The organism is Bradyrhizobium sp. LTSP849, from assembly GCF_000938255.1.
Classification (GTDB): Bacteria; Pseudomonadota; Alphaproteobacteria; order Rhizobiales; family Xanthobacteraceae; genus Bradyrhizobium.
Window position 1 is genome coordinate 1 of sequence record NZ_JYMR01000009.1, and the last position, 22,066, is coordinate 22,066.

A 22,066-nucleotide genomic window follows, 5' to 3' on the forward strand; every position below is an offset into this window, starting at 1 on the left:
AAGACCGCGATTATCATTCTGGTGCGGATGCCCGAGATCGGTCAGATCACGCGCGAACAAGCCGCCGCACTGTCAGGGCTTGCCCCTTATGACGATGACAGCGGCAATCACGTCGGCGTCCGTCACATTGCGGGCGGGCGTGAACGGCTGCGCCGCGCGCTGTTCAATGCGGCGCTACCGGCGTCCTTTCGCTGGAATCCGCAGCTGATCGCGTTCTATAAAAAGCTGACTGGGGCCGGCAAGGAGCACAAGCGCGCTCGGATCGCTTGCGCCAGAAAGCTGCTGATTTTCGCCAACACAGTCGTAGCCCGCGGCACACCCTGGCAAAAAGAATCGCCTGAAGTCGCCAGCCCGCCAGCCATCTGACCGCGTTTCTTTGTTCGGCCGAAGCACCGTTTCTTCGTCCCGACCTGCCGTCACAAAGACGCCGCGCGCCGCGGCCGTCAAGGCTGGCCGTCGCTCCGGCCCAACCCCATCTCCGCTGCCGCCAGGCCACGCCTTGACGGCCGCAAGCACGGCGTCATGCTCGCCGGCAATCGGGCGCGCTTTAATGGTTGCTACGAAATCCGGGGCGCGGCTTTACTTCCGCTTCCGCTGCTGCTGCCCCAATCCCATCTTCTTCGCTAGTTGCGAGCGCGCCACCGCGTAGTTTGGTGCGACCATGGGATAGTCGGCCGGCAGGCCCCATTTCTCGCGATATTGCTCCGGCGTCATGTTGTACTGGGTGCGCAGATGGCGCTTCAGCGACTTGAAACGCTTGCCGTCCTCCAGGCACACCAGATAGTCCGGCGCGATCGACTTCTTCAGCGAGACCGCAGGCTTTGCGGGTTCAAGCGGCGCCGTCTCCGCGCGACCTGAGGAGACTCGCACCAAGGCGCCATGCACCTGGCTGATCAGGTTTGAAATTTCGCCGGCCGGCGTCGGGTTGTTGCTGAGATAGGCCGAGACGATGTTGGCCGTCAGCTCGATGAAATTTTTAGCCCCAACATCCGACATGGGCTCGACCTCTCTCCAATTTGGCTCCGTCGCACTGCATTGGCGATGGTGAAGTATTTTCTGTCAACAATACGTTTGGCTGAAATACGACGACTGGCGAATATGAGCCGATTACTGCTGTGGTGACAAGAACGGCGGCGCTTTACTTGATCCCGGCTGGTCTAAAGCGTGATGAGATTAGGATGAATCGTCATCACGCTTTAGGTTATTGTTTGAGCATGATCTTTTCGGAAAACCGCTGCACACTTTTCCGGATCATGCCCTAGGACCGCTGGTCGAGATGGGCGCGCAGCTCGTCGATCGAGGCAAAGCGCATCATGCCCTCCGGCATCTGGGCCTCGATCGAGCCATCGGAATAGAGCGAATAGGCCATGCCGTCGACGATGCCGGATTTGAGCACGGTCACCGGCGGCTGCTCCGCGGGCGGCGGAGGCGGCTCTGGCGCAGGCGGAGGTGGGGCCGGCTCGAAGGTCGACGATGAGCGCAGCGGCGGCGGCGGGCGACGCGCCACGGTCGGCTCCGGTGCCCGCATACGGTCCGGCTTCGGCCAGGCGTCGTCGAAGCTCGCGGGCGGAGCCTCAGGCGCGGCAGGCACCGCAGGCTCGTCGTGAGCTTGCGGCGGCGGGCTGTCGGTCGTCTTCGCCTCGGCGCGCTCTCGCTCCTTGCGGGAGCTCGAGGCAAACATCAGGTTGCGCCGGCGCGGAGCTTCCGGAGCCGCCGGCGGAGGCACTTCCGGCTCTTCCGGCGCCTCGACGCGCGGGCGATCGCGGACAGGCGCTTCGCCCTGCCATGGCGGCGCGGCGGGCGATGGCTGCGGCTCGGCCCTCATCCCCGGGGCAGGCTCGGACGCGCCGGACGTCGCAACGCCGGGCGGCAGCACGGGCCTGAGCCGAACCTCCGACGGCGCGGCCGAACCGGTCAGTCGGCGGCCAATATTCTTCAGTTCCATGGCCACGACATAGAGGCCGGCCAGTAACATTCCGGAGCAGACGCCGACCGTGCCGGAGATTATGAGGGTGCTACCGAGGCTGAAATCCCTGACCGTGTAGCCAAAAAGGATTGCAAGGAGACCCGCCACCACGGCGAAGATCCCTGCGATCAGCAATACCAAGACCATCGAACCCACCCTCGGTCGCGCATCCATGCGCAACACCCGTTACGCCACGATACCGTCATACTGTGTTCCTCGCCAACGACCAATTGCCGGCGCTGTTCCTAAAGGGAAGGATATCAGGGACTTATTCACATTCCCTTCAGCTACGGCCCACTAGTTTCTAACCTGCTCTTCGGTTTCTGAATTTGCTGCGTCGCATCAGGAATTTAGCCATAATGCCCAATTACTTGGTAATGGAACTGCGCTATAGGGATTCCGGGGTACAGGTCCATGCGCACCAGCAGGGCCAAGAGGGGATTCCGGGTCACCAATAGCCATGACATCCATCACGACTTCGGCGATCGACACGCCTTTCCGGCGCTCGGTTGAACGGACTTGCGACGACCTCGCCATGCTGGTGCTGGCTGCCGTCGCCGTCATCGCAGGCCTGACTTTCCGCGACTACGGGCTCGGCTGGGACGACTATACCCACGCCGAATATGCCGATTTGCTGCTGCGCTTGTTCGGTTCCGGCTTCAGGGACACCGCCGCGCTCTCGTTCGCCAACCTCTATATGTATGGCGGCGGCTTCGACATGGTCGCAGCCCTCCTGCACAAAGTGCTGCCGCTCGAGCTGTTCGAGACGCGCCGCCTGCTCGGCGCGGTCGTCGGCGTGATCGGGCTTGCCGTGACGTGGCGGCTTGGCCGTCGCATCGGCGGCCCCCTTGCCGGCCTTGCCGCGCTCTTGCTGCTCGCGCTCTGCCCGATCTTCTACGGCCACATGTTCATGAACCCGAAGGATGCGCCCTTCGCGGTGGCGATGATCATCCTGATGCTGGGCCTGGTCCGGCTTGCCGAAGAATATCCAAACCCCTCGCCGCGCACGATCCTGATCGTCGGCCTCGGCGCCGGCCTTTCGATCGGCTGCCGCATTCTCGGCGGGCTCGCGCTGGTCTACGCCATGGTCGGATTCATGCCGTTGTTCCTCGAGGAGCTGCGCACCGAGGGCGTCCGCGAGGCGGCCCGTCGTTTCGCCCATGTCGTCTACGTGCTGCTGCCTGGCCTTGCGTTCGGTTACCTCGTCATGGGCCTGATCTGGCCGTGGTCGATCATGGAGCCCGGCAATCCCTTCGAGGCTTTGACCTACTTCTCGCACTTCTTCGAGAAGCCCTGGAAGGAAATGTTCGACGGCGCGATCGTGTCCGTGCCTGACATGCCCTGGTCCTATTTGCCAACGCTGTTCGCACTTCAGCTTCCCGAGGTGATGCTGGTGGCGATGACCGGCGCCGTGATCGGCACCTTCGCCCTGCTGCCGCGTAGCGAGGTTCCGGCCCGCCGCAAGACCATCCTCTTAATGCTCACGCTCGCTGCGACCCTGCCACTCGCGATCGCGATGGTGAAGCGACCGGCGCTCTACAACGGCATCCGCCATTTCGTCTTCGTCATCCCGCCAATGGCGGTGCTCGGCGGCGTTGCCTTCGCCTGGGCCATGGAGCGCCTGCGCACCAATCACCGCGCCTGGCAGCCGGTCGTGCTTGCCACCTTCTGCTTCGGCCTGGCGCTGCCGCTGGCCGAGATGATCCGGCTGCATCCGTATCAATACACCCACTTCAACCATATCGCCGGCACCGTGCGCGCCGCCGACGACCGCTTCATGCTGGACTATTGGGGCCTGGCGCTGAAGCAGGCCTCCGACGAATTGCGCGAGCAGCTCGTCGAGCGCCAGGAAGTGCTGCCGCGCAATCGCAAATGGAAGGTCGCCGTGTGCGGTCCGCAGCGCCCGGCCCAGGTCGCGCTCGGCCCTGACTTCACCATCGGCTGGGATTCCAACGCCGCCGATTTCGCAATGACGCTCGGCGAGTTCTACTGCAAGGGCCTGACCGCGCCGGTCCTGGTCGAGATCAAGCGCGACGATGTGGTGTTCGCTCGCGTCTACGACATCCGCGGCCGCAGCATCTCCAGCCTGCTCTCGATCCCGGCGCCGTAAAATTCTTCTCCCTTGTAGCCCGGATGGAGCGAAGCGAAATCCGGGACCTTGGGTGAGGCCCCCCGCATTCCGCTTCGCTCCATGCGGGCTACGCTTGGCTGCTGCGATTTGACCGCCTTGCCGCCAGCCTCACCCGCGACTACGCTCCCTCCCCGAAACAACGAGGTTCGGAGAGATTTGCCATGTCACCAGCTGAAGCCCGCCTGAAGGAAGTGCCGTCGAACATGACGGAGGCCGAGTGGCAGCAACGGGTCAATCTCGCCGCCTGCTATCGCCTCGTCTCGCTGTACGGCTGGGACGATCTGGTCGACACCCACATCTCCGCGCGCGTGCCCGGCCCGGACCATCACTTCCTCATCAATCCCTACGGACTGATGTTCGACGAGATCACGGCGTCGAGCCTGGTCAAGGTCGACTTGCACGGCCACCAGCTCTCCGAGAGCGAGTACAGCATCAACCCGGCCGGCTTCACCATCCATTCGGCGATCCACGAGGCACGTGAGGATGCCATCTGCGTGCTGCATCTTCACACCCTCGACGGCACCGCGGTGTCGAGCAGCGCCGAAGGCCTGCTGCCGCTGAACCAGACCGCCCAGCTCGTCACCCACGACATCGCCTACCACGACTATGAAGGCATCGCGCTCGACCATGACGAGCGGCCGCGGCTGCAGAAGGATCTCGGCGACCACAACCACATGCTGCTGCGCAACCACGGCACGCTGACGGTCGGCCGCTCGGTCGCCTCCGCCTTCGAGCGCATGTACCACCTCGAGCGCGCCTGCTCGATGCAGGTGCGCACGCGCGCGCTGGGCACGCCGGTCTACCCGGTCGATGACGTCGCGATCGACAAGAACACCGAGCTGCTCGCCAACCGCGACCGCGCCGAGCTGCGCGCCACGAACCTGGTGTGGCCGCCGCTGCTGCGCAAGCTTGATCGCGAACTGCCGGGCTACCGGTCTTGAAATTTTCGGGATTTGGTGTAGGGTAGGCCTCAACACCCTCTACACATTTCGGAATGAAACGCCGCCCAATTCCGGGCGGCGTTTTTATTTTGGACGCGTCGTAGGGTGGGCGAAGCGAAGCGTGCCCACCTCTTCTATCGCGATCCGGGACAGATGGTGGGCACGGCGCTTTGCGCCTTTGCCCACCCTACGGCCGCGTGCCCTACTTCACTTCCGCCAGCGCGGCGAGGATCCTTGCCCAGGAGCGGATGCCTTTCTGGAAGCTCCGCAGGTCGTATTTCTCGTTCGGCGAGTGGATGTTGTCGTCGTCCAGCCCGAAGCCGACCAACAGCGAGTCGAGCCCTAGCGTGCGCTTGAAGTCGGCGACGATCGGGATCGAGGCGCCCGAGCCCATCAGCACGGTCTCCTTGCCCCACTCTTCCGTCAGCGCCTGCTTGGCGGCAGCGAGCGGCTTCATGTTCCAGTCGAGCGCGATGGCGGGCCCGGCAGAGTGGTCGCCGAACTCGACCTTGCAGTCGCCCGGAAGCCGCGCCGTCACATACTCACGGAACGCCTTGCGGATCTTCGCGGGATCCTGCCCCTCGACCAGGCGGAACGAGACCTTTGCCGAGGCATGCGACGGGATCACCGTCTTGGAGCCTTCGCCGATATAGCCGCCCCAGATGCCGTTGACGTCGCAGGTCGGACGCGTCGAGGCCTGCTCGATCAGGAGCCGCCCCTTCTCTCCCGCCGGGATCGACAGCCCGATCGGCTTGAGGAAGAAATCCGGCGTGAAGCCGAGCTTTTTCCACTGCTCGAGGATATCAGGCGGCGTATCCTTCACGCCGTCATAGAAGCCGGGAATGGTGATGCGGTTGTCGTCATCGAACAGTCCGCCGAGAATCTTGGTCAGCACCCGGATCGGGTTCATCGCGGTGCCACCGAACACGCCGGAATGCAGGTCGCGATTGGCGGCCGTGATCTTGACCTCTTCATAGAGCAGGCCGCGCAGCGACGTCGTGATCGCCGGCGTGTTGCGGTCCCACATGCCGGTGTCGCAGACCAGAACGTAATCGGCCTTGAATTCGTCCTTGTTGGCTTCGATGAACGGCACGAAATTTTTCGAGCCGACTTCCTCCTCGCCCTCGATCAGAAAGGTGATGTCGATCGGCAGCGAGCCCGTCACTGTCTTCCAGGCCCGGCAGGCCTCGACGAAAGTCATCACCTGACCCTTGTCGTCCTCGGCGCCGCGCGCAACGATGATCTTGCGGCCGTCGGCATGGTCGGTGACCGCGGGCTCGAACGGCGGACGGTGCCAGAGCTCGAGCGGGTCGACCGGCTGCACGTCGTAATGGCCATAGAAGATTACGTGCGGCCGTCCGCCCGCCTTGGTCTTGCCGACGATAGCGGGATGGCCGGCGGTCGGTCTTACTTCGGTGGCGACGCCCAGGCTCGCGATATCCTTGGCGAGATGCTCGGCCGCCGCCTTGCAATCTTTCGCAAATGCCGGATCGGCGGAAATCGACTTGATCCGCAACAGCGAGAACAGACGCTCCAGGCTGTTATCAAACTCCTTGTCGATGTGATCGAGCACGGATTGAAGCTGCGCGTTGGCCATGGTCGTATTCCCTGACTGTTGGTCTCAAGATGGCTTAGGCTTTGTCTTGAGTGTTAAGACGTCTTGGGTTTTAGCCCTGCCGCGGCGCCGGAGCTAGCCGCAACCGGCGGATGCCGGATGTGCCAGCCGAGGCTGCCTGCGAGGATCGCCGTGGCGACGAGGTTATTGCCCCAGGCCTGGATGACATTGGGAAACGGCGGCAGTGACAACAGCATGAGAATGCCGGCGGCGCCGAGCGCAAGCCAGGTTCCAAGCCGCACATTCGGCCGCTCGTCGAAGGCGGCCCGATGCATCAGCACCGTCATCGGCAGGAACAGCCACATGAAATAGTATTGCCGCGCCAACGGCGAGGCCACCGTCATCAGGCAGAACAGGATGCCGAGCTCCTCGGCATCCGATCGCGCCGTTCGCCGCGCTCGCTGTGGCATCACCGCGACGAAGCCGAGCCCGAGCAACGCCGACACCGCGAGCACGATCCAGTTCGCCGTCTTGTAGTCGACGTCGATGACATTCATCGTGCGCGGCGGCTTGTCGGGATCTTCCTGATTGTAGTTGAGCGGCCGGACCAGCCGGTGCGTCACGGCAATGATGGACTGGTTGACCCACGACCAATTCTGCTCGTCGCGCTGGCCAAAGCCCTTTTCCGAGCTCGACCCGATCATGCCCTGGTACCAGGTCTTGAGCTCGGCCGCGTTGCGCTCGAACCCGCGAATGGGCGCCGGCACGACGTAGAGCAGGATGCCGATGAAGGCGAGCATGCTGACGACAGCGGCCCACTGCCGCCGCCAGATCAGATAGGGCAGCACCGCGATGGGAAACACCTTGATGGCGGTGGCGAGTGCGAACATGAAGCCTGCAAGCCAGGATCGCCGATGCTGCATGCCCCAGAAGCCGTAGAGCATCATCGCCAGCAGGACGAGGTTCGGCTGGCCGAGATCGAACATGTCGAACACGAAGGTCACGGTGATCAGCGCCGGCAGCGCTTCCAGCCAGGGGCCGGGCTTGCGGTCCGATCCGGTCATGGCATTGGAGAGGATCCCCGTGTACCACCACGCCACCACATTCAGGATCGACAGCACGATGTAGAGCGGGATCTTGCCGAACCAGCTCGGGATCGCCAGCAGGATCGCGGGCAGCGGCGGATAGATGAACCCGAACTGGTAGTGGATGTCGCTGGGATAGAGCGCGCCGCCATGCAGCACCTGCTGCCCGGCCCAATACCACAGCGCATAATCCTTGGTCTTGCCGCGGCCGAAGATCTCGGGACCGAGGACGTCGGCGGTGAGGATGACGCAGCAGAGCAGGAAGAGCAGATCGAGCGGCGCGCTGAGCGATGGGAGGCGGAGTGCGCGCGGTTTGTCTGATAGATCCGGTGATGTCACATTATGTCCAGTCGGAAACACATAGCACGTAGCAGACCGACCGACGCTTGGAGAGTCCCCCTCACCCGAATTTGTACCTGGCAGACAAACGCTGCCCCGCGCAACCGGAGCGGACCGGCAGCCCGCAATCCGGTCGTTCTGCCTACCTTCGCAGCAGTCCGCCGAGCGCGCCGCGGACGAGCGCGCGGCCGACCGAGCCGCCAAGCTGGCCGCCGACCGACTTGCCGAGGTCGGCCACGACGCCGCCGACCACCTTGCCGGTCACCGTGCGCGTGACGTCGCGCGCGATGCGCTGGCCGGTCGTCAGCCGATTACGTCCGGTGTTGGTGCCGAAGATGGTACCGACGATCGAGCCGATCTGGCCGAGGATGCCGCCACCGCTTCCACCCGCCGGGCCGTCGGCCGGCGCCGCCGTGCCGGCGATGCGCTTCTGGATGATCTCGTAGGCGGACTCGGCATCAACAGCGGTGTCGTATTTGCCCTTCACCGGGCTCGCATCCATGATCGCCTTGCGCTCCTCCGGCGTGATCGGCCCGATCCGGGCCGATGGCGGGCGGATCATCACCCGCTCGACCATCGCCGGCGTGCCGTTGCCTTCGAGGAAGGACACCAGTGCCTCGCCCTTGCCGAGCTCCATGATCACCTTGCCCGTGTCGAGCTTCGGGTTGGGCCGGAAGGTCTGGGCCGCAGCGGCGACCGCCTTCTGGTCGCGCGGGGTGAAGGCGCGCAATGCGTGTTGCACCCGGTTGCCCATCTGGCCGAGCACGCGGTCGGGCACGTCGATCGGATTTTGGGTGACGAAATAGACGCCGACGCCCTTGGATCGGATCAGGCGAACCACCTGCTCGATCTTGTCCATCAGCGCTTTCGGCGCATCGTTGAACAACAGATGCGCCTCGTCGAAGAAGAACACCAATTTTGGCTTGGGCGGATCGCCGGCCTCGGGCAGCTCTTCGAACAATTCTGACAGCATCCACAGCAGGAATGTCGCGTAAAGTCGCGGGCTCTGCATCAGCTTGTCGGCGGCGAGGATGTTGACCATGCCGCGGCCGTCGCGATCGGTCCTCATGAAATCCTTCAGCGTCAGCGCCGGCTCGCCGAAGAACTTTGTGCCACCCTGGTTCTCCAGCACCAGGAGCTGGCGCTGGATGGTGCCGACCGTGGCCTTGGTGACGTTGCCAAAACCCTGGGCCGCCTTCCGGATCGGTGCCAGCGCATCCTCTTCCGCATCCGGCCCCTTCTTGCTGGTATCGGGAACGATCGCGTCCAGCAGCGCCCGCAGATCCTTCATGTCGATCAGGGCAAGACCGTTGTCATCGGCGACGCGGAAGGCGACGTTGAGCACACCTTCCTGCACATCGTTCAGATCGAGCATGCGCGCCAGCAGCAGCGGCCCCATCTCAGTGACGGTGGCTCGCACCGGATGACCCTGTTCGCCGAACACGTCCCAAAACACCGTCGAGAACTGGTCGGGCTGGAATGTCAGCCCCATCTCGGTTGCACGCTTGACGATGAAATCCTTGGCCTCCCCCACCTCCGAGATGCCGGAGAGGTCGCCCTTGATGTCAGCGGCGAACACCGGAACACCGGCGCGCGCAAATCCTTCCGCCATGACTTGCAGCGACACCGTCTTGCCTGTTCCGGTCGCGCCGGTGACGAGGCCGTGGCGATTGGCGAGCGCCAGCGTCAGCCAGGCCTGCTCGTCTCCCTTGCCGACGAATATCTTGTCGTCGGTATCGCCGAGCTTGTTGTCCTGTGCCGTCATCACTCTCTCTATTCTGTCCGCTTGTTTCGCGTATTGAAACTCAAGCTCACCAGTTCCGTAGTTTAACGCATGTCGCAAGCCGATTGAAACCATTCAAGACGCTCCGACATGCGACATTGTCGGAGAATGCCAGTGCGGCATCCGCCGAAAGTCGGAGCGATACATTCGCACCGCGGCAATTTTTCGTTGATTCCTTCTCCGCTCTTGCATCGTTGCAACACTTTCTGCGCGATTGAAGATGAATCGCGACGTCGCATGCGTTCATCGCTTGTATTTCACATCGCACCGGCTCAAGATCATTTTTCGCAAATAATCCGGCATGTGATCGGGCTGAGGGGCAGGCCATATGGACGAGCTGATCGGGCGGCTGGCGACAAACGCCAGCATAGATAGTGCTGTCGCTGAAAAGACCGTCGGCATTATCCTGGGCTTCCTCCGCAGCGAAGGCCCGTCCGACAGCGTGCAGGCCCTGATCGAACAGATCCCCGGTGCAGAAGCAGCAATCGAGGCGTCCAGCAGCAGCGGCGGACTGTCGCGGCTGATGGGCGGCGGACTGATGGCCGTCGGCACGCGCCTGATGGGCCTGGGACTCGGCATGTCCGACATTCAAACGATCGCCCGTGAACTTTTTCGCTTCGGCCGAGACAAAATCGGAGCGGATCAGATGGGCAAGATCATCGCGGGGACGCCGGGCCTCAGCCAGTTCGCCTGAGGCTCCCGCATTTCACATTGAGTATCATGACATATCCGATCTCCGAGATTGAGGGCCTGCCGGCCTTTGCCGCCAGCAAGTTGAAGGCGCAGGGTATCCGCACCACTGATGGGTTGCTGGAGGCCGCCAGCACCGCCAAGGGTCGCAAGACGCTGTCGGCCAAGACCGGCATCAGCGAGCAGCTGCTGCTGGAGTGGGCCAACGTCTCCGACTACATGCGCATTCCCGGCATGGGCCGGGCGAAGGTCGGCCTGGTCCGCGCCGCCGGCGTCACCACCGTGCGCGAGCTCTCTTATCGAAATCCGGCAAGGCTCGCCCAGAGCATGCGGGAGGCGAACGAGAGGAAGCGGCTGGTCCGCATCCTGCCCTCGGAGAAGTCGGTCGGCGACATCATCGCCAAGGCGAAGAAGCTGGCGCCGAAGATTACGTATTGATCTTTCAGTCGTCCCGGCGACGGCCGGGACCCATACCGCGGAATCTATCAATCGTAGAAGGTAGAGGTACCGAACTACGAATCTTCGCCTAACTTCTCCCTGGGGTTATGGGTCCCGGCCTTCGCCGGGACGACAGCGGGGATGATGCGCAAGACTGCCCCAACATCAGAGGCGGCTGGGTCTGGCGATGCCCCCATCCCGTCTTGACTCCCCCTCCCCGACCGCGCAAAGCCACGCGCATGAACGCCTCGCCCTCTCCATCCGTCCCGCCGGCCGGCTCGGCCGGGCCTGACGTGCTGCGGACGCTGCTGGAGCGGCCTGTCCCGGCGGTGATGGGCGTGCTCAACGTCACCCCGGACTCCTTCTCCGACGGCGGCGAGTTCATCGCGCCGGACCAGGCGCTGGTGCGGGCGCGGGCGATGATCGCTGATGGCGTCGACATCATCGATATCGGCGCGGAATCCACCCGCCCTTACAAGGGCGCCCAGCCCGTGACAGTGCAAGGCGAGCTTGCCCGTCTGAAGCCGGTGCTGGCCGACATCGTGGCGCTCGGCGTGCCGGTGTCGATCGACAGCATGAAGGCCGAGATCGTGGCGTTCGCACTCGACCAGGGCGCTGCGATCGCCAACGACGTCTGGGGTCTGCAACGCGACGCCGCCATGGCGCCGCTGGTCGCCGCGAAGGGCGTGCCCGTCATCGTCATGCACAACCGCGACAGCGCCGATCCCGCGATCGACATCATCGCGGATATGAAAGCATTCTTCGCTCGCTCGCTCGAGATCGCGGCACAGGCCGGCATCGCGCGCGACAAAATCGTGCTCGACCCCGGCATCGGCTTCGGCAAGACCGCCGAGCAGAGCATGATTGCGCTGGCGCGGCTGCGCGAATTCGAGATGTTCGGCCTGCCGATCCTCGTTGGTGCCTCGCGAAAACGCTTCATCGCCTCGGTGTCGCCGTCGGAGCCGAAAGAGCGGCTCGCCGGCTCGATCGCCGCGCATCTGATCGCCGCGCAGCACGGTGCAAAAATCATCCGGACCCATGACGTCGCCGAGACCTTGCAGGCCCTGCGGGTCGCGAACGCAATCGAAAGCAAGCAATGACCGATACGATCTTCGTGACCGGCCTGTCGATCCATGCCCGCCATGGCGTGATGGAGCATGAGACCGAAGTCGGCCAGCGTTTTGTCATTGATCTCGAGCTCTATACCGACCTGTCGGAGCCTTCGCGCACCGACCGACTCGCCGATACGGTGTCCTACGCCGAAGTCGTGGCGACCACGACGGCGGCGTTCAAGAACACCAACTACAAGCTGCTGGAGCGCGCGGCCGGCGCGGTGGCCGACGCCATCCTGTCGCACTTCCCGCGCATCCGTGCGGTGAAGATCACCGTGCACAAGCCGCACGCGCCGATCGCCGCGATCTTCGACGACGTCGGCATCATGCTGACGCGCTCGCGGCATCCCTGACATGGCGAGCGTCCTCATTGCACTCGGCGGCAATGTCGGCGACGTCCGCGCGACATTCCGAAAGGCGATCGCCCACATCTGCGGCATGGCGCAAGCCGCGTTGATCGCACGCTCTTCGGATTATGCGACCCCGCCCTGGGGCGATGAGGACCAGGATCCCTTCATCAACGCCTGCATCGAGATCGAGACCAGCCTCGATCCGCACGCGCTCTTGTTCGTGATGCAGAAGGTCGAGCAGAAGTTCGGCCGCACGCGGGTCAAGGAGCGGCAATGGGGGCCGCGCACGCTCGATCTCGACATGATCGCCTATGACGATATCAGCCTGCAAAAGCCCGACTTGACGCTGCCGCATCCGCGCCTGTTCGAGCGCGCCTTCGTGCTGGTGCCGCTCGCCGAAATCGCGCCGGACCGCGTGATCGGTGGCATCCGCGTTGGTGACGGCCTCGCCAGCGTCTCGACGCAAGGCATTGAACGGCTTCCGGATACCGGTTAACCAAAAACAACCGTTTGCAGGGACGGCCGGCCGTGGCAATTTCGCCTGCGAATAACAAGATTTTCGGGAGCCCCTCGCCGCATGACCTCCGTGACTGACGATCTGCCGCTGGCGGCCGATTTTCCCAAGGCAACGGACGCGGACTGGCGCAAGCTGGTCGATGGCGTGCTGAAGGGCGCGCCGTTCGAGAAGCTGGTCGGCAAGACCTATGACGGTGTGAGGATCGATCCGCTCTATCCGCGCGCCAAGGGCGTTGCGCCCGTGGTGGGTCGGCCTGCGGCGGCGCCGTGGCAGGTCATGCAGCGGATCGACCATCCGGATGCGGCTGCCGCGAACGCGCAAGCGCTGACGGATCTGGAGAACGGCGCGACGGGGCTTTCGCTGGTGTTCGCCGGCGGCAGCGGCGCTCATGGTTTCGGCCTGGAACCGACGGCCGATGCGATCGCGAAAGTCTTGAAGGACATTCATCTCGATGCCGGGATCGGCATCGAGCTCCAGGTCGGCCCGCAATCGCGGATGGCGGCGATCCATGTCGCGGAATATGTGAAGAGCAACGGCATCGATCCCTCGGCCTGCAACATCCGCTTCGGACTCGATCCGCTCGCGGCCTGCGCGGTGTGGGGCCACAGCCCCTACACCTGGGAGGAGATCGTTCCTGCCGTCACCGGCGGCATCAAGGGCCTTGCCGCGCTCGGCTTCAAGGGTCCGTTTGCGTCCGCCGATGGCCGCGTGATCCACGATGCCGGTGGATCGGAAGTGCAGGAGCTCGCCTTCACGCTCGCCTGCGGCGTTGCCTATCTGCGCGCGATCGAAAGTGCGGGCGTCCCGCTGGAGCAGGTGCAAGGCATGGTCTATGCGCGGCTGTCGGCGGACGCCGACCAGTTTTTGACCATGGCAAAGTTCCGCGCGCTGCGACTGTTGTGGGCTCGCGTGGAGACGGCCTGCGGGCTGACGCCAAAACCGCTGTTCATCACCGCCGATACCGCCTGGCGCATGCTGACGCAGCGCGATCCCTATGTGAACATGTTGCGCGCGACCATGGCGACGTTCGCGGCGGGCCTCGCCGGCGCCAATGCGATCACGGTGCTGCCGCATACGCTGGCGCTTGGCCTGCCCGACCCGTTCGCGCGGCGCGCGGCACGCAACACCCAGCTCCTGCTGCTGGAAGAGAGCAACCTCGCCAAGGTCAGCGATCCCGCGGCCGGCTCCGGCGGCATCGAGACGCTGACGGCGCAGCTCTGCGACGCAGCCTGGGCGCTGTTCCAGGACAGCGAGAAAGCCGGCGGCGCCTTTGCCGCGCTTCAGCAGGGCCTGTTCCAAGGCAAGGTCGCAGCCGCGCGAAAAGCGCGCGACGCCAACATCGCCAAGCGCCGCGACGTGCTGACCGGCGCCAGCGAGTTTCCGAACCTGCATGAGCGCGAGACGGCGGTGCTCAACGCAACGCCGATCGCGCTCGCACCTTACGGCGAGCAGAAATACAAGTTCGACGCGCTCAGCTCGATCAGGCTCGCACAACCGTTCGAGGCACTTCGCGACAAATCCGATGCGGCGCTGAAGGCACGCGGCGCGCGGCCAAAAGTGTTTTTGGCCAATCTCGGCACGCCCGCCGATTTCACCGCGCGCGCGACCTTCGCAAAGAGCTTCTTCGAGACCGGCGGCATCGAGGCCGTCGACGGCGAGGGTTTTGCCGATCCGGCCAAACTCGCCGCCGCGTTCAAGGCCTCCGGGGCCGAGCTTGCCTGCCTCTGTTCCAGCGACAAGGTTTATGCGGAACATGCTGAAGCCGCCGCGCAGGCCCTGCAAACGGCCGGAGCACGACATATCTATCTGGGAGGCCGCCCGACTGATGCCGAGGCGGCGTTGCGGGCCGCCGGCGTCACGGGTTTTGTCTTCGCCGGGGGCGATGCGCTTGCGACGTTGCAAGACGCCTACCGACGGATGGAACAGCCATGACGGACGCGAGCAAACCCGTTCTCACCGGCGGCTGCCAATGCGGCGCAGTGCGCTTTGCGATTTCAGCAGCACCGAACAAGATTTCGATCTGCCATTGCCGGATGTGCCAGAAGGCCAGCGGCGCGCCGTTCGCCTCCTTCGCCGAAATCGAGAAGGACAACTTCGCCTGGACCAAAGGCACGCCGTCCACGTTCCAGTCGTCCTCGATCGCGATGCGGGATTTCTGCGTCGCCTGCGGCACACCCCTGAGCTTCCGCCGCATCGACGGCCCGCGCATCGAGATCATGACGGGCGCGTTCGACCGCCCGGACCGGCTGGTGCCGACACGGCAGTACGGAACCGAATCCCGCCTCGGCTGGGTGGTCGGGATTTCCAATCTGCCGAGCCAGACCACGCAACAGAATTACGGACCGGAGAAGATGGCAACCATCGTCAGCCATCAGCATCCGGACCATGATTGAGCGCCTATGATATGGTTGAAACCATGAGCCGCATTCCGAACTTCGCAGACATCGCCTTCGAGCGGGCCGCGAGCGCCGCGCCAATCGGCAGCGCCGAGCCGTGGCTGACGCCCGAGGGCATTCTGGTGAAGCCCGCCTATGGCGAGGCCGATCTCGCCGGCCTCGATTTCCTCGACACATATCCCGGCATCGCGCCCTACCTGCGCGGGCCCTACCCGACCATGTATGTCAACCAGCCCTGGACGGTGCGGCAATATGCCGGCTTCTCCACGGCGGAGGATTCCAACGCGTTCTATCGCCGCAATCTCGCGGCTGGACAGAAGGGCCTCTCCGTCGCCTTCGACCTCGCCACCCATCGCGGCTATGACAGCGACCATCCGCGCGTCGGCGGCGACGTCGGCATGGCCGGCGTGGCCATCGATTCCATCTACGACATGCGCACGCTGTTCGCGGGGATTCCGCTCGACCAGATGAGCGTGTCCATGACCATGAACGGCGCCGTGCTGCCGATCCTGGCGCTGTTCGTCGCAGCCGCGGGCGAACAGGGCGTGCCGCCGGAAAAGCTCTCAGGGACGATTCAGAATGACATTCTGAAAGAGTTCATGGTGCGCAACACCTACATCTATCCGCCCGCGCCCTCGATGCGAATCATCTCCGATATCTTCGCCTACAGCTCGCAGAAGATGCCGAAATACAATTCCATTTCCATTTCCGGCTATCACATGCAGGAGGCCGGCGCGACGCAGGATCTCGAGCTCGCCTATACGCTCGCTGACGGCGTCGAATATCTTCGCGCCGGCCTTGCCGCCGGCCTCGACGTCGACCGCTTCGCGCCACGGCTGTCGTTCTTCTGGGCGATCGGCATGAACTTCTTCATGGAAGTCGCCAAGATGCGCGCGGCGCGGCTGCTGTGGGCGAAGCTGCTCAAGCCGTTCAACCCGAAGGACCCGCGCTCGCTCTCGCTGCGTACGCATTGCCAGACCTCGGGCTGGTCGCTGACCGCGCAGGACGTGTTCAACAACGTGATGCGCACGACGGTGGAGGCGATGGCGGCCACCCAAGGCCACACCCAGTCGCTGCACACCAACGCGCTCGATGAAGCGCTGGCGCTGCCGACCGACTTCTCGGCCCGCATCGCCCGCAACACCCAGCTGTTCCTCCAGCAGGAGAGCGGCACCACGCGCATCATCGATCCCTGGGGCGGCTCGTATTATGTCGAGCGGCTGACGCGCGACCTCGCGGCGAAAGCCTGGGGCCACATCCAGGAGGTCGAGGAGCTCGGCGGCATGGCCAAGGCCATCGAGGCCGGCGTGCCAAAACTGCGCATCGAGGAAGCCTCCGCCAAGACCCAGGCCCGGATCGATGCCGGCAAGCAGGCGGTGATCGGGGTCAACAAGTACAAGCCGACTAACGAAGCCCCGATCGACATCCTCAAGGTCGACAACACCAATGTGCGTCGGCTCCAGATCGACAAGCTGACGCGTCTGAAGTCCGAGCGCAGCCAGACGGACGTCGATGCCGCGCTCGCCGCGCTGACGCGCTCGGCCGGCGAAGGCAACGGTAATCTGCTTGCGCTCGCGATCGACGCGGCGCGGGCAAAGGCGACCGTCGGCGAGATTTCGGACGCGATGGAAAAGGTGTTCGGCCGGCACCGCGCCGAGATCAAGTCCATCACCGGCGTCTACAAGCGGGAGGCGTCCAGCATGGGTAACCGGGTCGAGAAGGTTCAGGCGCTGATCGACGCCTTCGAGGAGGCGGAAGGCCGCCGCCCGCGCATCCTGGTCGCAAAAATCGGCCAGGACGGCCATGACCGCGGCCAGAAGGTGATTGCGTCCGCCTTCGCCGACATCGGCTTCGATGTCGACATCGGACCGTTGTTTGCCACTGCCGACGAAGCCGCGCGGCAGGCGGTCGAGAACGACGTGCACATCCTCGGCGTCTCTTCGCTCGCCGCCGCCCACCTGACCGCCGTGCCGGAATTGAAGGCCGCGCTGAAGAAGCAGGGCCGCGACGACATCATGATCATCGTCGGCGGCGTGGTGCCGCCGCAGGATTACGACGCGCTCTATGCGGCCGGCGCGGAAGCGATCTTCCCGCCCGGCACGGTGATTGCGGATGCGGCCGAGGAGCTGATCCGCAAGCTGAATGCCCGGCTCGGGCATAGCGAGGCGGCGGAGTAATTCCGCCGCCGCTTCGGCCTCCCAACCATCAAACCGGCAGGCGGTTTGCCGCGACCAAACTTCACGACCCGGTGTTCGCAACGGGCGTTCTGCACCGGTTCATCTTGCGATCTCCATGTTGTGGCAGATGCTCGGAGACGGCTGCGCCGAAGAGAGTATGAAATTCATGGATACTAACGTGACATATCATCGTGCAAATGCGCATACGGGCCTGCTCCTGCGCACCATCGCGGCTCTGTCGGCCGTCGTTGCGATCGCCCTCGCCTCCCCTTCCCATGCCGCCGATCCCAAGCCCGACGCCGTCATCAAAAACAGGAATATCGAGGCCCGCGTCTTCCTCGACGACAAGATCAAGGCCGATGCGGCGCTGGCGGCGGATTGCCTGACTGAGGGCAAGAAATGGCTCGACAAAAACGCCGCCGATGCTGCCGCTTCGCGCAAGGAAGATCCACAGTTTTTCAAAGACGGCGGGTGGGACTTTGAGCGCAAATACAGCATTCGCTCCGCCGTTGCCGACCGCTATGTCAGCCTGCTGCGCGACGACTACATGGACACCCACGGCGCCCATCCCAATTCCGACGTGAACACGATCCTGTGGGACAAGTCCGAGAACAAGCGCATCTCGATCCGCCCGTTCCTCACTGAGACCGCCGACAACGGCGCGACCATGAAGGCGATGGTGAAGGCCGTGATCGCCTCGCTCAGGAGCGAAAAGAAGAAGCGCGACACCAGCGAGACCGCGACCGACGAATGGTTCAAGGGCGTTGAGCCGAACCTGCTCAAGATCGGTGCGGTGACGCTCGCGCCGTCGACCGAGGCGGGAAAAAGCTCCGGCCTCACCTTCCACTATCCACCCTACGCGTTCGGCCCCTACGCCGAGGGCCAATATGTCGCCTTCGTGCCGTGGGAGACGCTGAAGCCCTACCTTACGGTGGAGGGCGCACGCATCTTCGGCGGCGCGCGGCCCAAGGGCGACGCTGACGAGGCGCAGTGATCGCCATACGGGACGAGAGGCGTTGCTCACAGCGCCGCAGGCCTGCCGCTTGCGACATCCGCGCAAAGCCGCGTAAAATGCGATCAGGACACAAGCCCGATTCCCGAGGGCGCCGCCGGGAACATTGATGTCAGGGATCACGCGCCGCACCTTCGCGGCCTCTTCTGTGGCTGCTGCCACTTCCGCTCTCCTCACGCCTGCGCGCGCGCAAGCCTATCCGGCGCGGCCGGTGAGCTTGATCGTGCCCTGGGGTGCGGGTGGCGGATCGGATGCAACCGCGCACATCATCGCGACTCTCCTGGAAAAGGAGCTCGGCCAGCCCTTCAACGTCGTCAACCGCACCGGCGGGTCCGGCGTTGTCGGCCATGCCGAGATCGCCACGGCGCCGCCGGATGGCTACACGATCGGCATGCTGACCGTCGAAATCTCGATGCTGCATTGGCAGGCCCTGACGCATCTGACGCCGCGGAATTTCACGGCACTGGCGCTAATGAACGAAGACCCGCCGGGCATCCAGGTCTCCACGTCCTCACCCTACAAGACGGTGAAAGAGCTCGCGGATGCCATTAAGGTGGCCCCGCCGGGAAAGTTCAAGGCATCGGGCACGGGACAAGGCGGCATCTGGCATCTCGCGCTCGTCGGCTGGATGCAGGCGATGGGATTGCCGGCAAATCAGGTCTTGTGGTCATCGTCGAATGGCGCAGCACCGGCCATGCAGGATCTCGTCGCAGGCAGCCTCGATCTCACCACCTGCTCGGTGCCGGAGGCGCGGGCCACGATCGAGGCCGGCCAGGCGCGGAGCCTCGCGATCATGGCGCCAGAACGCAATCCGATTTTCCCCGACGTCCCGACGCTGAAGGAGGCGCTCGGCGTCGACTATTCCACCAGCTCATGGCGCGGCATCGCCGCGCCCAGGGGCTTGGCCCCGGACATCGCCACCAAGCTGACCGCGGCCTTGAAGAAGGTGTACGACTCCCCCGAGTTCAAGGATTTCATGGCCAGGCGCGGCTTCGGCACCGTGTGGCGTGATGCCAGCCAGTTCGCAACCTTCATGGACCAGGCCGATGCCCAGATGGGGCAGGCCATGAAGGCCGCCGGTTTTGCCAAGGCCTCGTGAGCTCGTGCTGGACGCCGAACCCGCGGCAACATCCCTTAAGCTGAGGGACCCTCGCCTGCCCGCCAAGGCGTTAGTGCCGGCCCCGCTATCGCTGGGCCGGACGGCTGCCTCGTGCTAGTATCCAGCCATGACCGATGTCGCAGACATTCCGCTCAAGACGCTTGTCGGGAAGCTCAGAGAGCTTGCTCCCGCCCTGAGGGCTGCGGGCGTCACGCGCCTGTACCTGTTTGGGTCCCGCGCGCGAGGCGACGCCCGTCCTGATAGCGATCTCGACGTCCTGGTCGAGACGACCTCGCGCAAGGAAACACCACAGTTCGACTACTTCAAGGCCCTGCACCTGATCGAAGACCATGTCGGCCTTCAGGCGCAACTATCGATGCGAGATTTGCTGAAGCCGCGCATGGCAGAGCGGATCGCGGATGACCTGATCGAGGTCTTCTGAATGCCGCCGACCGTGGAAGACCGGCTGCGGGACATTCTGGAAGCCATCACCGACATCGAAATTGTCGTGAAGGGCTCCACATTCGAGCAATTCGTCTCTGAAAAAACCGCTCGGCTGGCAGTCGAACGTCTTCTCGAGATCATATGCGAGGCGTCGAGATCCATCCCGGATGACGTAAAGCGCGCCGAGCCAGAGATCGACTGGCGCAAGATGATCGACTTCGGAAATCTGCTGCGTCACGCCTATCATATGACAAAAGCCGAAATCGTTTGGGACATTATTCAGGTCCACCTTCCACCATTGAAATCCTGCGCCGAAAGACACATTCGCATGTCGGGCCGCTAGCGGCTGAACGCGAAGACAATGATGACCGTTAGCAAATCCATCGACATCAAATTCCTCGCCCGCGACCTCCGCGCCGGCAGTCGCGCCGCGCTGGCGCGAGCCATTACGCTGGTGGAGAGCCGGCGCGGCGACCACCAGGCGCTGGCGCGTGAGCTGGTGCAGATGCTGCTGCCCGACACCGGCAAGGCGGTGCGCGTCGGCATCACCGGTTCGCCCGGCGTCGGCAAATCCACCACCATCGATGCGCTGGGCACTTACCTGATCGAACAGGGCAACAAGGTCGCGGTGCTCGCGGTCGATCCGTCCTCGGCACGCAGCGGCGGCTCGATCCTCGGCGACAAGACGCGGATGGCGCGGCTGTCGGCCTCCGACGATGCCTTCATCCGCCCCTCGCCATCATCAGGCACACTCGGCGGCGTCGCGGCCAAAACGCGCGAGGCGATGCTGCTCTGCGAGGCGGCCGGCTTCGACGTCGTGCTGGTGGAAACCGTCGGCATCGGCCAGTCCGAGACGGCCGTTTGCGACATGACGGATTTCTTCCTTGCGCTGATGCTGCCGGGCGGCGGCGACGAGTTGCAAGGCATCAAGAAGGGCCTGGTCGAGCTCGCCGACATGATCGCGATCAACAAGGCCGACGGCGACAATCTCAAGCGCGCCAACATCACGGCCGCGGACTATCGCGGCGCGCTGCACATTTTGACGCCGCGCTCAGAGCACTGGCATCCGCCGGTCGAGACCTATTCGGCACTGACCGGCGACGGCATCGCAAAGCTCTGGCAGAAAATCATCGATCACCGCAAGGCGATGAACGCGTCCGGCGAGTTCGCCGCGCGGCGGCGCGAGCAGCAGGTGAAATGGATGTGGTCGATGCTGGAGCAGCGGATGCTGGCGCGACTGCGCAGCGAGGCCTCGGTGCGGACAAAGGTCCGGAAGATCGAGGCCGAAGTGGCGGACGGCCATCTCACGCCGGCGCTCGCCGCCGAGCAGATTCTGGAGTTGCTGCAATGAGCGAGAAGCTCCGCATTCTCCTCACCGGCTTCGGGCCGTTTCCGGGCGCGCCATATAACCCGACCCAGCCGCTGGTCGCACGGCTGACGCGGCTGCGCCGGCCGGGGCTCGATGATGTCGAGATCGCGAGCCACATCTTCCCGGTGACCTATGCCGCGGTCGACCGGCAATTGCCGGAGGTCATTGCGAAGGTGAAGCCGGATGCACTGCTGATGTTCGGCCTCGCGGCGCGGACCTCCTACCTGCGCATCGAGACCCGCGCGCGCAATGCGGTCACGATGCTCTGGCCGGACGCCGCCAACACCCGATCGAGCAAGCGCGGCATCGCTGGCCATGCGGACGCGATGATGTTCGGTCCGCACACCGCACGGTTGCTGCGCGCCGCGCGCCTCACCGGCATCGATGCGCGTTCCTCGCGCGACGCCGGCGCCTATCTCTGCAATTATCTGAGCTGGCGCGCGATCGAGAACGTGAAGGCGGGCGGGCCGCAACTTGCGGCGTTCATCCACATTCCCCTGCTCGCGCGAAGTGGTGCGGTACGCCGCAAGGGCGCGCCGCGCATCACGCTGGAGGAACTGGTGGATGCCGGCGAAGCGATGCTGATGGAGATGGTGCAATTGGCACGAAAGGCGCGCGTTTCGTAGGGTGGGCAAAGGCGCCCTTGCGCCGTGCCCACCATG

At 64.3% G+C, this 22,066-nt stretch carries 22 protein-coding genes; 17 read left to right on the forward strand and 5 right to left on the reverse strand.

All coding sequences use genetic code 11. The annotated features are described in order from the left end of the window. Nucleotides 1-366: IS110 family transposase (locus UB31_RS07695; RefSeq protein WP_045010198.1), on the forward strand; the 366-nt coding region annotated here is incomplete at its 5' end. Nucleotides 367-579: 213 nt separating this feature from the next. Here UB31_RS07695 and UB31_RS07700 read toward each other — a convergent pair. Together UB31_RS07700 and UB31_RS07705 are read right to left on the reverse strand one after the other, a co-directional pair. Next, nucleotides 580-996, reverse strand: coding sequence for a Ros/MucR family transcriptional regulator (locus UB31_RS07700; RefSeq protein WP_045006464.1), 417 nt, complete (start codon nucleotides 994-996; stop codon nucleotides 580-582). Nucleotides 997-1,258: 262 nt separating this feature from the next. Then, complete coding sequence (locus UB31_RS07705) at nucleotides 1,259-2,113, reverse strand: hypothetical protein (protein ID WP_045010439.1); 855 nt, start codon at nucleotides 2,111-2,113, stop codon at nucleotides 1,259-1,261. Between the two features lie 313 nt (nucleotides 2,114-2,426). Here UB31_RS07705 and UB31_RS07710 point away from each other — a divergent pair, with 313 nt between their 5' ends. After that, the gene (locus tag UB31_RS07710; protein WP_045010440.1) at nucleotides 2,427-4,076 is read left to right on the forward strand and encodes a glycosyltransferase family 39 protein; all 1,650 of its coding nucleotides are present in this window, start codon (nucleotides 2,427-2,429) and stop codon (nucleotides 4,074-4,076) included. A 182-nt stretch (nucleotides 4,077-4,258) separates the two neighbouring features. Continuing rightward, nucleotides 4,259-5,038 (forward strand): class II aldolase/adducin family protein, encoded by a 780-nt coding sequence (locus UB31_RS07715; protein ID WP_045006467.1) that lies wholly within the window; start codon nucleotides 4,259-4,261, stop codon nucleotides 5,036-5,038. A gap of 202 nt (nucleotides 5,039-5,240) precedes the next feature. On the opposite strand, the gene UB31_RS07720 is transcribed toward UB31_RS07715, so the two are convergent. From UB31_RS07720 to UB31_RS07730, 3 genes are all read right to left on the reverse strand, one after another. Next, nucleotides 5,241-6,635 (reverse strand): M20/M25/M40 family metallo-hydrolase, encoded by a 1,395-nt coding sequence (locus UB31_RS07720; RefSeq protein ID WP_045006468.1) that lies wholly within the window; start codon nucleotides 6,633-6,635, stop codon nucleotides 5,241-5,243. Nucleotides 6,636-6,688: 53 nt separating this feature from the next. Then, a complete protein-coding gene (locus UB31_RS07725) occupies nucleotides 6,689-8,017 on the reverse strand; it encodes a glycosyltransferase family 87 protein (RefSeq protein ID WP_045010441.1) in 1,329 nt (442 codons plus the stop codon). Nucleotides 8,018-8,159: 142 nt separating this feature from the next. Next, nucleotides 8,160-9,782, reverse strand: a complete 1,623-nt coding sequence (locus UB31_RS07730) for a helicase HerA-like domain-containing protein (RefSeq protein ID WP_045010442.1) — start codon at nucleotides 9,780-9,782, stop codon at nucleotides 8,160-8,162. 346 nt (nucleotides 9,783-10,128) lie between these two features. Here UB31_RS07730 and UB31_RS07735 point away from each other — a divergent pair, with 346 nt between their 5' ends. From UB31_RS07735 to UB31_RS07800, 14 genes are all read left to right on the forward strand, one after another. After that, nucleotides 10,129-10,494 (forward strand): hypothetical protein, encoded by a 366-nt coding sequence (locus tag UB31_RS07735; protein WP_045006471.1) that lies wholly within the window; start codon nucleotides 10,129-10,131, stop codon nucleotides 10,492-10,494. A 26-nt stretch (nucleotides 10,495-10,520) separates the two neighbouring features. Continuing rightward, on the forward strand, nucleotides 10,521-10,928 hold the full coding sequence (locus tag UB31_RS07740; protein ID WP_045010443.1) for a DUF4332 domain-containing protein: 408 nt from the start codon (nucleotides 10,521-10,523) through the stop codon (nucleotides 10,926-10,928). 239 nt (nucleotides 10,929-11,167) lie between these two features. After that, entirely contained in the window at nucleotides 11,168-12,028 is an 861-nt protein-coding gene (gene folP, locus UB31_RS07745) for a dihydropteroate synthase (RefSeq protein ID WP_045010444.1), read from the forward strand. After that, nucleotides 12,025-12,393, forward strand: coding sequence for a dihydroneopterin aldolase (folB, locus tag UB31_RS07750; protein WP_045006474.1), 369 nt, complete (start codon nucleotides 12,025-12,027; stop codon nucleotides 12,391-12,393). Before folP ends, folB begins: the two co-directional genes overlap by 4 nt. Nucleotide 12,394: 1 nt before the next feature. Further along, the gene (gene folK / locus UB31_RS07755; RefSeq protein ID WP_045010445.1) at nucleotides 12,395-12,886 is read left to right on the forward strand and encodes a 2-amino-4-hydroxy-6-hydroxymethyldihydropteridine diphosphokinase; all 492 of its coding nucleotides are present in this window, start codon (nucleotides 12,395-12,397) and stop codon (nucleotides 12,884-12,886) included. 81 nt (nucleotides 12,887-12,967) lie between these two features. Beyond that, on the forward strand, nucleotides 12,968-14,839 hold the full coding sequence (locus UB31_RS07760) for a methylmalonyl-CoA mutase family protein (RefSeq protein ID WP_045010446.1): 1,872 nt from the start codon (nucleotides 12,968-12,970) through the stop codon (nucleotides 14,837-14,839). Further along, nucleotides 14,836-15,300 (forward strand): GFA family protein, encoded by a 465-nt coding sequence (locus tag UB31_RS07765; RefSeq protein WP_045010447.1) that lies wholly within the window; start codon nucleotides 14,836-14,838, stop codon nucleotides 15,298-15,300. The genes UB31_RS07760 and UB31_RS07765 overlap by 4 nt, the downstream gene beginning before the upstream one ends. 23 nt (nucleotides 15,301-15,323) lie before the next feature. Next, nucleotides 15,324-17,480, forward strand: coding sequence for a methylmalonyl-CoA mutase (gene scpA / locus UB31_RS07770; protein ID WP_045010475.1), 2,157 nt, complete (start codon nucleotides 15,324-15,326; stop codon nucleotides 17,478-17,480). 217 nt (nucleotides 17,481-17,697) lie between these two features. Continuing rightward, the gene (locus UB31_RS07775; RefSeq protein WP_045010476.1) at nucleotides 17,698-18,474 is read left to right on the forward strand and encodes an RsiV family protein; all 777 of its coding nucleotides are present in this window, start codon (nucleotides 17,698-17,700) and stop codon (nucleotides 18,472-18,474) included. 127 nt (nucleotides 18,475-18,601) lie between these two features. Further along, entirely contained in the window at nucleotides 18,602-19,591 is a 990-nt protein-coding gene (locus UB31_RS07780) for a tripartite tricarboxylate transporter substrate binding protein (protein WP_045010448.1), read from the forward strand. A gap of 127 nt (nucleotides 19,592-19,718) precedes the next feature. After that, entirely contained in the window at nucleotides 19,719-20,033 is a 315-nt protein-coding gene (locus UB31_RS07785; protein ID WP_045010449.1) for a nucleotidyltransferase family protein, read from the forward strand. Continuing rightward, nucleotides 20,034-20,378: a HepT-like ribonuclease domain-containing protein gene (locus UB31_RS07790; protein ID WP_045010450.1), complete on the forward strand. Its 345-nt coding sequence runs from the start codon at nucleotides 20,034-20,036 to the stop codon at nucleotides 20,376-20,378. It begins immediately after the preceding gene. A gap of 21 nt (nucleotides 20,379-20,399) precedes the next feature. Then, nucleotides 20,400-21,386, forward strand: a complete 987-nt coding sequence (gene meaB / locus UB31_RS07795; protein WP_156175239.1) for a methylmalonyl Co-A mutase-associated GTPase MeaB — start codon at nucleotides 20,400-20,402, stop codon at nucleotides 21,384-21,386. After that, nucleotides 21,383-22,030: a pyroglutamyl-peptidase I gene (locus UB31_RS07800; RefSeq protein ID WP_045010452.1), complete on the forward strand. Its 648-nt coding sequence runs from the start codon at nucleotides 21,383-21,385 to the stop codon at nucleotides 22,028-22,030. The genes meaB and UB31_RS07800 overlap by 4 nt, the downstream gene beginning before the upstream one ends. The last annotated feature ends 36 nt before the right edge of the window (nucleotides 22,031-22,066 follow it).

What these genes read in the sequence shown, in the direction of transcription:
- UB31_RS07700 (WP_045006464.1), bottom strand. Translation starts at nt 996, where the DNA reads ATGTCGGATGTTGGGGCTAAAAATTTCATCGAGCTGACGGCCAACATC.
- UB31_RS07705 (WP_045010439.1), bottom strand. Translation starts at nt 2,113, where the DNA reads ATGGTCTTGGTATTGCTGATCGCAGGGATCTTCGCCGTGGTGGCGGGT.
- UB31_RS07710 (WP_045010440.1), top strand. Translation starts at nt 2,427, where the DNA reads ATGACATCCATCACGACTTCGGCGATCGACACGCCTTTCCGGCGCTCG.
- UB31_RS07715 (WP_045006467.1), top strand. Translation starts at nt 4,259, where the DNA reads ATGTCACCAGCTGAAGCCCGCCTGAAGGAAGTGCCGTCGAACATGACG.
- UB31_RS07720 (WP_045006468.1), bottom strand. Translation starts at nt 6,635, where the DNA reads ATGGCCAACGCGCAGCTTCAATCCGTGCTCGATCACATCGACAAGGAG.
- UB31_RS07730 (WP_045010442.1), bottom strand. Translation starts at nt 9,782, where the DNA reads ATGACGGCACAGGACAACAAGCTCGGCGATACCGACGACAAGATATTC.
- UB31_RS07735 (WP_045006471.1), top strand. Translation starts at nt 10,129, where the DNA reads ATGGACGAGCTGATCGGGCGGCTGGCGACAAACGCCAGCATAGATAGT.
- UB31_RS07740 (WP_045010443.1), top strand. Translation starts at nt 10,521, where the DNA reads ATGACATATCCGATCTCCGAGATTGAGGGCCTGCCGGCCTTTGCCGCC.
- folP (WP_045010444.1), top strand. Translation starts at nt 11,168, where the DNA reads ATGAACGCCTCGCCCTCTCCATCCGTCCCGCCGGCCGGCTCGGCCGGG.
- folB (WP_045006474.1), top strand. Translation starts at nt 12,025, where the DNA reads ATGACCGATACGATCTTCGTGACCGGCCTGTCGATCCATGCCCGCCAT.
- folK (WP_045010445.1), top strand. Translation starts at nt 12,395, where the DNA reads ATGGCGAGCGTCCTCATTGCACTCGGCGGCAATGTCGGCGACGTCCGC.
- UB31_RS07760 (WP_045010446.1), top strand. Translation starts at nt 12,968, where the DNA reads ATGACCTCCGTGACTGACGATCTGCCGCTGGCGGCCGATTTTCCCAAG.
- UB31_RS07765 (WP_045010447.1), top strand. Translation starts at nt 14,836, where the DNA reads ATGACGGACGCGAGCAAACCCGTTCTCACCGGCGGCTGCCAATGCGGC.
- scpA (WP_045010475.1), top strand. Translation starts at nt 15,324, where the DNA reads ATGAGCCGCATTCCGAACTTCGCAGACATCGCCTTCGAGCGGGCCGCG.
- UB31_RS07780 (WP_045010448.1), top strand. Translation starts at nt 18,602, where the DNA reads ATGTCAGGGATCACGCGCCGCACCTTCGCGGCCTCTTCTGTGGCTGCT.
- UB31_RS07785 (WP_045010449.1), top strand. Translation starts at nt 19,719, where the DNA reads ATGACCGATGTCGCAGACATTCCGCTCAAGACGCTTGTCGGGAAGCTC.
- UB31_RS07790 (WP_045010450.1), top strand. Translation starts at nt 20,034, where the DNA reads ATGCCGCCGACCGTGGAAGACCGGCTGCGGGACATTCTGGAAGCCATC.
- meaB (WP_156175239.1), top strand. Translation starts at nt 20,400, where the DNA reads ATGACCGTTAGCAAATCCATCGACATCAAATTCCTCGCCCGCGACCTC.
- UB31_RS07800 (WP_045010452.1), top strand. Translation starts at nt 21,383, where the DNA reads ATGAGCGAGAAGCTCCGCATTCTCCTCACCGGCTTCGGGCCGTTTCCG.